The following is a 6,675-nucleotide window of genomic DNA, read 5'->3' as shown; positions in this document are numbered from 1 at the left end:
TTGGCCTCCAGCGCGGCGATGTCGGCGGTTGCCTGGTCGATGCGGCCAAGCATCCGTTCCAGCAGGAACCCGTGATGGTCGCTGAAGCGGCCATAGAAGGCCTCCTCCAGCAGGCTGAGCTTGGCGCGCAGGCGGCGCCGGGCCAGCTGCGCCAGCACCTTGGGATCCCGTTCCCCGGCGAGCAGCGCGGCCAGCATGTCCCGACCGGAGACCCCGAAGATGTCGGAGGCGACCACGCTCAGCTTGATCTGGGCGTCCTCGGGCAGCTTCTCCACCCGGTTCTTCTCCGCGGTCCGGGTGGCGACCAGATCAGCACGGTAGCGGGTCAGGTCCCGCAGCATGCGGATCGCAGGGGGCGGCACGAAGCTTGGCCGCAGCATCTGCCGCTCGGCGACCTTGCACAGCCACACGGCATCGAGCTTGTCGGTCTTGGGCCGCCCTGGCAGGTGCTTGACGTCACGCGCGTTGACCAGCCAGCACTCGAACCCGTGGGCCTCCAGCAGGTAAAACGGGCTCCGCCAGTAGTCGCTGGTTGCCTCCATCACCACCCGGGTCACCCCCAGCGCACCCAGCCGGTCGGCCAGCACCAGCAGCGACCGTGTCATCGTCGGGTAGGTCCGCACCTCCTGCAGCCGCTTGCCCGACCCCTGCCCACTGGGCACCCGCACACAGCAGACCAGCTCCGCCTTGCCGATATCCAACGCCGCGACCCGCCCGATGATCTCCTCGGTGTCCTGCGTCTCCTCCAGCACCCGGCCTCCTCACCGTCATGGGCCACCACCAGCACGGCCGCCCGCGGGAGCCACAGGACAGGGCGGAAGCTAATCCGCGTGCTCGAGGCAACACTGAAGGGCCCACAGCGCGGCTCCCAGCGTCCGACTAGCCCACGGCCTCACCAGCGACCAAGGAGCAACGACGTCAGCGGGCGACCAGCCCGATTTTCACCCCGGAACGGGCCTCCCCGCAGGGAGATCGGAGACTAGCCCGAAGTTACGTGGCTCTGGGACGTGTGACTTGCCCTCTGAGCAGGGAGTTTGAGCCGATGAGGAGGGTCTCGTTCTGTCTACATGAGTCCGGTTTGCGTCACTTTCTGGGTGCATTCGGCAGCGCTGGGAGCCTCATCCCATCTCAAAAGGAAGTGCGAGAGCAACTTTTTCTGTCTACATCCAGGACTCATCTGAGCAGTGTTTCTGCTGGTAGATAGCCGTTTTCGGCCCTTAGGAGTCACGTAACTTCGGTCTAGCCGGTGCTCGAGCGGGACGGGTTGCCGTCAAGGTCGGTGACCAGCGGCTCGCCGTCGGGGCCGGTGAGCAGTCCGAGCTTGGCGGTGATGAGCGTGCGCAGTGACGGGGGCAGCGGCGCGTAGTTCAGGTCGGTGGCCGACGCCTGCCCCTCGCTGGTCATGTAGCGCAGCAGCCGAACCAGGGTCGTGCCCTTGGCGACGTCGAACTGCCGCTGGAACACGACCAGGAAGGTGTAGGTGATGATCGGGTAGGCGTCGTCGGCGGTGGTGGCGGCCGGGCTCACCTGGAAGTCGTTGACCGCGCTCAGCTCGGCGAGATCCTGGGCGGCCACGGCGGCGGCGGTCGAGCTCGGGGCGACGAACTTGCCGGCGGGGTTCTTGACGGCCGCGACCGCCAGCTGGCGGTCCAGGGCGTAGCTCAGCTCGACGTAGCCGACCGCCCCGGGGGTGGCGGCGACCAGGTCGGCCAGGTCGCCGTTGCCGTCGGCGCCCCTGCCGGTTGTCCAGTTCACCTTCTTGCCGTCGCCGACCCGGGACCGGAAGTCGAGGTGCTGGCTGGCCACGAAGGCGGTGAAGTTGGCCGTCGTGCCCGAGCTGTCGGAGCGGTGCACGATCGTGACGGGCAGGTCTGGCAGGGGGGCGCCCGGGTTGAGCGCCGCGAGCCGGCGGTCGTTCCAGCGGGCGATGCGGCCCAGGAACAGCTCGCCGATGAGCCGGCCGTCGAGCTTGAGGCTGGTCCTGCCGGGCAGGTTGAAGGCCACCGCGACCGCGCCGAGCACCGTCGGGATGTGCAGCACCGGTCCGCCGATCGCCTCGGCCTGAGCGAGCTCGATGTCGTTCAGCGGCACGTCGGTGGCGCCGAAGTCGATCCTGCGGGCAGTGAACTGGGTGATGCCCTCCCCGGAGCCGACCGCTTGATAGCTTACCCGGGCGCCGGTGCGCCGGCCGAAGTCGGCGAACCACTTCTTGTAGATGGGGGCCGGGAAGGTGGCGCCCGCGCCGGTCAGCGGTGTGGCCTGGGCCTGTGGGGCGTGGCTGGTTGGCGCCTCCCGGAAGGCCGAGCAGCCGGCCGCGACGAGCGCACCGGCGACCATCAGCAAGGCGGTGGCGCGGCGCCGCCGCAGCCGGGTGGTGGTGCTAGATCGCGTTGAGGCCATGCAGCACCCTCCGCAGTAGGTCGGGGTCGGGGCGGTCGAGGGGATCGGTGCGCCGGTGCACCACGACGAGGCCTTCGTCGGCCATGTCGCCCACCAGGATGCGGGCGACCGTCAGGGGCACGTCCAGCAGCGAGGCGATCTCGGCGATCGACACGACGCCGCGGCCTGCCCGGACGACCGCCTGCTGCTCAGGGGTCAGGGCCACGAGTGGCCGCGCGGCCTGGGCGGTGGTTGCGACCAGGGCTTCGATCTCGAGATGGGCGTGGGCGCCGGTGCGGGCTCGGCCGCCGATCATGGCGTACGGCCGCTCGTACTGCCGGGACCAGGTGCGCTGGCTCCCCCGGCCGCGCTCCTGCTCAGCGGTCATCGCGGGTCCATGCCGGGCGCGGCCGCGACGGGCGGGTCAGGGTTGGCGGAGCATCACGAGGTCGCGCCATGCTCGCCCCTGGAGGACCTGGCGGGGGCGGGGCCGTCCTGCTCGGCGGCCGTGGCCCGGGGAGCGTCGCCCTGGCCGGTCCGGAAGCGCGACAGCAGGCCGCGCACGCCCGCCGGCGGGCGTTCCGCGCCTGAAGCGGTGGCCTGCCATGTGGACGCCTCGGCGTCCGATCCGGTGCTGTCACCGTCGACCCGGTCCGGAGGGCCGACCCGGACGCGCGGTGGCTGGTCGCTGACAGCGTGGCCGGTGAGCAGCCCGGCCCGCCCGGTCACCGCGCGATGGGACCATGCATGCTCGGCCGTGCCCGGCTGCGAACCGTCGACCTGCGGGAGGAGGGTCTGCGGCACCAGCACCAGGGCGGTCACGCCGCCGTACCAGGAGTGGCGCAGCTGCACCTTGATCCCGTGTCGCTGCGCCAGCCGGCCGACCACGTACTGCCCGAGCCGCTGGGAGAGCGCGAAGTCGATGTCCGGGGGGTCTGCCAGACGCTGGTTGGCCTGGGTGAGCTCCTCCTCGCTGATGCCCAGGCCAGCGTCCTCGATCTGGATGACGTGGCCGCTGTGCGCCTGCTGGCCGCTGATCTGCACGCGGGTCCTGGGCGGCGAGAACGAGACGGCGTTCTCGATCAGCTCGGCGAGCAGGTGCGCCAGGTCGTTGGCGGCATGGCCGGCGACGAGCAGGTCCTCGGCGAGGACCAGCTCCACCCGGCTGTAGTCCTCAGATCTCGACCTCGGCGACAGCCGCACGCACGATCGTGACCAGCGGTACCGGCTCGTTCCAGCGGCGGATGGGATCCGCGCCGGCCAGGACGATCAGGTTCTCGGCGTTGCGCCGCATGCGGGTGGCCAGGTGGTCGAGCCGGAACAGGTCGGCGAGCTCGTCCGGGTCGGTCCGGGTCCGCTCCAGGTCGTCGATCAGCTCGAGCTGGCGGTCGACCAGGGCCTGGTTGCGCCGGCCGAGGCTGACGAACATCTCGGCGATCGAGCGGCGCAGGGCGGCCTGCTCGACCGGCCGGGCGGTCAACCGGCCGGGCCGGTCTCCTCGCCGCTGCGCGGCCCGGTCCGTCCGGCTTGCTCGTCCAGGAACCGCGCGACCAGGCCGCGCAGCACCACCGCCATGGTGAAGCTGTTGGCCTGGCACCACTGCTTGAGGCGCTCGTGCTGCTCGGTGGAGAGCCGCACCGGCACCGTCTGCCACGGCCCGCCCGGCTCGCCGGGGGCCCCTGGCACCAGCCCGAGCTGGACGCCGGTGAGCGGGCTGGTCCGCAGGAGCTCGGGCAGCCCTGGGATGCGGGCTGGCGGCGGGCCCTGGACGCCGGCCTCCAGCCGCTCGCTGAGCAGCTCGGCGAGCACGGCGTCCTGGTCGTCCTGGGGCAGGCGGCGCACCGCCGTGAACAGCAGCCCCGCCAGCCTCGACGACTCCTCCATGGCGCCTCCTCACTTGATGTCGCGCCACTTGATATCGCGCGATATCAGAAGCATGCGCCATGATGGTGACGATGTCCAGTCGAGGTCTGTACAGGTACACACAGCGACACCTGGGTCTCCCCAGGCACGCACCCGCTGTCCCGTCGAGGCTCTCCGCGCGCAAGCGGTAGGTGAGCCGTGGTCGAGGTCGACGACGTCGACGGCAGCCCCGGGACTCTCCGACGGCAGCCCCTGGCCCTCCTCGGAACGGGAGCATCCCTCAGCCGCCCGGCCGAGCCAGTCGGCAGCGGCACCCGGGGCTCAGCGTTCCTGTCGAAGCAGTCGTGCCGATCGTAAGGACTGAATCGGTCGATCGTCGACGGGGAAACGGGAAGTCGCTGCTTGTATGCTTTCACTCGATCAAGATTTTCAATCGAATATGCGCAGAACGTTGCTTCAATCGGTCTGACACATTCCTCTTGATTGGGTATACTGGCTGATCCAGTGAGGGATCGGCCCTCCGCAGTCGACATGGCGGGCTTTGCGACCTGGGCCCGGTCACTGGTCGCCTCTTGCAACACTCGGGGAGGTGAACGGTCATGCAGCTCCTCAGGAGCCGTCGTGCCAGGGTCGCGTACCTGCTCGCGACGTTCGCCGCGCTCGTAGCAACCCTCGGCGCTCCCTTCAAGTGGTGACAGTGGCGGCCTGACGCCGAACCTTCATCCCGGGTCGACAAAACCCGGGATGAAGTGATGTGCTGGAGCGGTGTTGTCGGTGCACCCCACAGCCCGAGGAAAATGATCCTGACCCGTCACGGTCGTTCATCCGCCCTCGATGCCTGGGTCATCACGGTCTCGGCGGCCGGGCTCACCGTCTTCGTCGTGCTCGCGATGCGGGGGAGCATCCAGGCCGCGAGCACGGCTCCCGCTGCGTTCTGGCTGCTCGCCGCCCTCGTCCTGGTGACCGAGCTGTTCCCGATCAAGCTCTTCAGGAACGGCGAGGACGGAAGCGTGACCGTCTCGAGTACCTTCGGGTTCGCGATCTTCCTCGGCTGGGGCGTGGCCGCCAGCATGCTGGTGTTTGGGATCGCCTGCGCAGTCTCCGACCTGGGACAGCGCAAGCCGTTGAAGAAGGTGCTGTTCAACGTCGCACAGTACAGTCTGTCGCTCGCCGCCACCGACATCGTCTACGGTGTGCTCGGTGGCGGGCGTCCATTCTCCGCTGACGAGCTGCCGGCCTTCCTGGTTGCCATCACCGTGTTCTTCGTCGCCAACGACCTGCTCGTCTTCATCACCATCGCCCTCGCCTGCGGAACTAGCCTCATCGCGGGCCTTCGGGAGGATCTCGCCTTCAAGATCTGGGCGTCGGGCATGCCGCTCGCCATGGCACCGGTGGCGCTGGTCGTGGCCAACTTTTCGAGCGTCCTGATCCCGCTCCTGCTCCTGCCCATGGTTGCGGTCTATCTTGCGACGAGGGGAGCGGTCCATGCGGCCGCGCGCAAGGCTGAGGCCGATGCCGCAGCCTCGGCCGCCACCGAGGTGGCCGCCGAGCAGGCCCGCCTGGTCGAGGTCGAGCACGCCCTGGTCCGCCAGCTCAAGGAGAACGACCGGCTCAAGAGCGACCTGCTCGCCACCGTCTCGCACGAGCTACGCACCCCGCTCACCGGGATCCTCGGGTCCCTGGTCACCCTGAGCGCCCGCGACGGTGTGCTCACCCCCGAGCAGCGCATCGAGCTCGTCGCCATGGCCAGGCGGGAAGGGGAGCGGCTGAAGGAGCTGATCGAGCAGCTCCTGCTCGCCTCCAGTCTCCAGGACGTCCCCAGCGAGCCGGCCATCCACCCGCTGATCGACGCCGCCGAGGTGATCCGCCACGCCGGGCGGACCGGGCAGCTCGACCACCCCGGGCACCACGTCGTCGCCACCGTGGCCGGTCCGCTGCCTGTGCTCGCCGCCCCGGAGGCGGTCGCCAGGGTGATCGGCAACCTGCTCGACAACGCGGCCAAGTACTCCCCGGCCGACGCCGTCATCCGGCTCGACGCCGGCCGGGAGGACGCTGAGGTGGTGGTCGCGGTCACCGATGCCGGCCCGGGCGTGCCCGCGGCAGAGCGCGACCGCATCTTCGACCGCTTCACCCAGGTGGACTCCGGCTCCACCAGGCAGGCTGGCGGGGTCGGGCTCGGGCTCTTCGTCGCCAGGCAGCTCGCACGGGCCCAGGGAGGCGAGCTGTCGGTGGGCGAGCCGGCCGCCGGCAGCGGCGGTGGAGCCCGGTTCGAGCTGCGCCTGCCGCTCGCCACCGGGTTGCGTATCGCGATGCCGGCCTGGTCGGGCGCGGACGCGCCCGACGCGGGGCCGGTGGCCAACGGTGTCGAAGACGGCCGGGCGTCGACCTCGTCCCCAGTGTGACGTCGACCTCCTCTCCGGTCGGTCGGGCGTC

General features: G+C 70.2%; 7 protein-coding genes. 1 reads left to right on the top strand and 6 read right to left on the bottom strand.

Translation table 11 applies throughout. The features are described 5' to 3' along the window. From VG276_11865 to VG276_11840, 6 genes are all read right to left on the bottom strand, one after another. Window positions 1-752 (bottom strand): IS110 family transposase (locus VG276_11865; protein HEV8650074.1); only part of this gene is annotated, 752 nt, incomplete at its 3' end. Window positions 753-1,239: 487 nt separating this feature from the next. Further along, the gene (pstS, locus tag VG276_11860) at window positions 1,240-2,400 is read right to left on the bottom strand and encodes a phosphate ABC transporter substrate-binding protein PstS (protein HEV8650073.1); all 1,161 of its coding nucleotides are present in this window, start codon (window positions 2,398-2,400) and stop codon (window positions 1,240-1,242) included. After that, window positions 2,381-2,767 (bottom strand): DUF742 domain-containing protein, encoded by a 387-nt coding sequence (locus VG276_11855; GenBank protein HEV8650072.1) that lies wholly within the window; start codon window positions 2,765-2,767, stop codon window positions 2,381-2,383. The genes pstS and VG276_11855 overlap by 20 nt, the downstream gene beginning before the upstream one ends. Window positions 2,768-2,820: 53 nt before the next feature. Next, window positions 2,821-3,582, bottom strand: coding sequence for an ATP-binding protein (locus VG276_11850; protein ID HEV8650071.1), 762 nt, complete (start codon window positions 3,580-3,582; stop codon window positions 2,821-2,823). Further along, window positions 3,554-3,859: a hypothetical protein gene (locus tag VG276_11845; protein ID HEV8650070.1), complete on the bottom strand. Its 306-nt coding sequence runs from the start codon at window positions 3,857-3,859 to the stop codon at window positions 3,554-3,556. The genes VG276_11850 and VG276_11845 overlap by 29 nt, the downstream gene beginning before the upstream one ends. Continuing rightward, window positions 3,856-4,263, bottom strand: coding sequence for a hypothetical protein (locus VG276_11840; GenBank protein ID HEV8650069.1), 408 nt, complete (start codon window positions 4,261-4,263; stop codon window positions 3,856-3,858). Before VG276_11840 ends, VG276_11845 begins: the two co-directional genes overlap by 4 nt. A gap of 776 nt (window positions 4,264-5,039) precedes the next feature. On the opposite strand from VG276_11840, the gene VG276_11835 reads away from it, so the two are divergent. Beyond that, window positions 5,040-6,644: an ATP-binding protein gene (locus VG276_11835; GenBank protein HEV8650068.1), complete on the top strand. Its 1,605-nt coding sequence runs from the start codon at window positions 5,040-5,042 to the stop codon at window positions 6,642-6,644. Window positions 6,645-6,675: the final 31 nt, after the last annotated feature.

It is taken from the genome of Actinomycetes bacterium (genome assembly GCA_036000965.1).
Classification (GTDB): domain Bacteria; phylum Actinomycetota; class CALGFH01; order CALGFH01; family CALGFH01; genus DASYUT01.
Note: the sequence above shows the minus strand (reverse complement) of the source record. Positions and strands in the feature narration are given on the sequence as shown.

Bases quoted from the DNA above. Each gene is read 5' to 3' on its own strand.
- VG276_11855 (HEV8650072.1), bottom strand. From the start codon at position 2,767: ATGACCGCTGAGCAGGAGCGCGGCCGGGGGAGCCAGCGCACCTGGTCC.
- VG276_11840 (HEV8650069.1), bottom strand. From the start codon at position 4,263: ATGGAGGAGTCGTCGAGGCTGGCGGGGCTGCTGTTCACGGCGGTGCGC.
- VG276_11835 (HEV8650068.1), top strand. From the start codon at position 5,040: ATGATCCTGACCCGTCACGGTCGTTCATCCGCCCTCGATGCCTGGGTC.
- pstS (HEV8650073.1), bottom strand. From the start codon at position 2,400: ATGGCCTCAACGCGATCTAGCACCACCACCCGGCTGCGGCGGCGCCGC.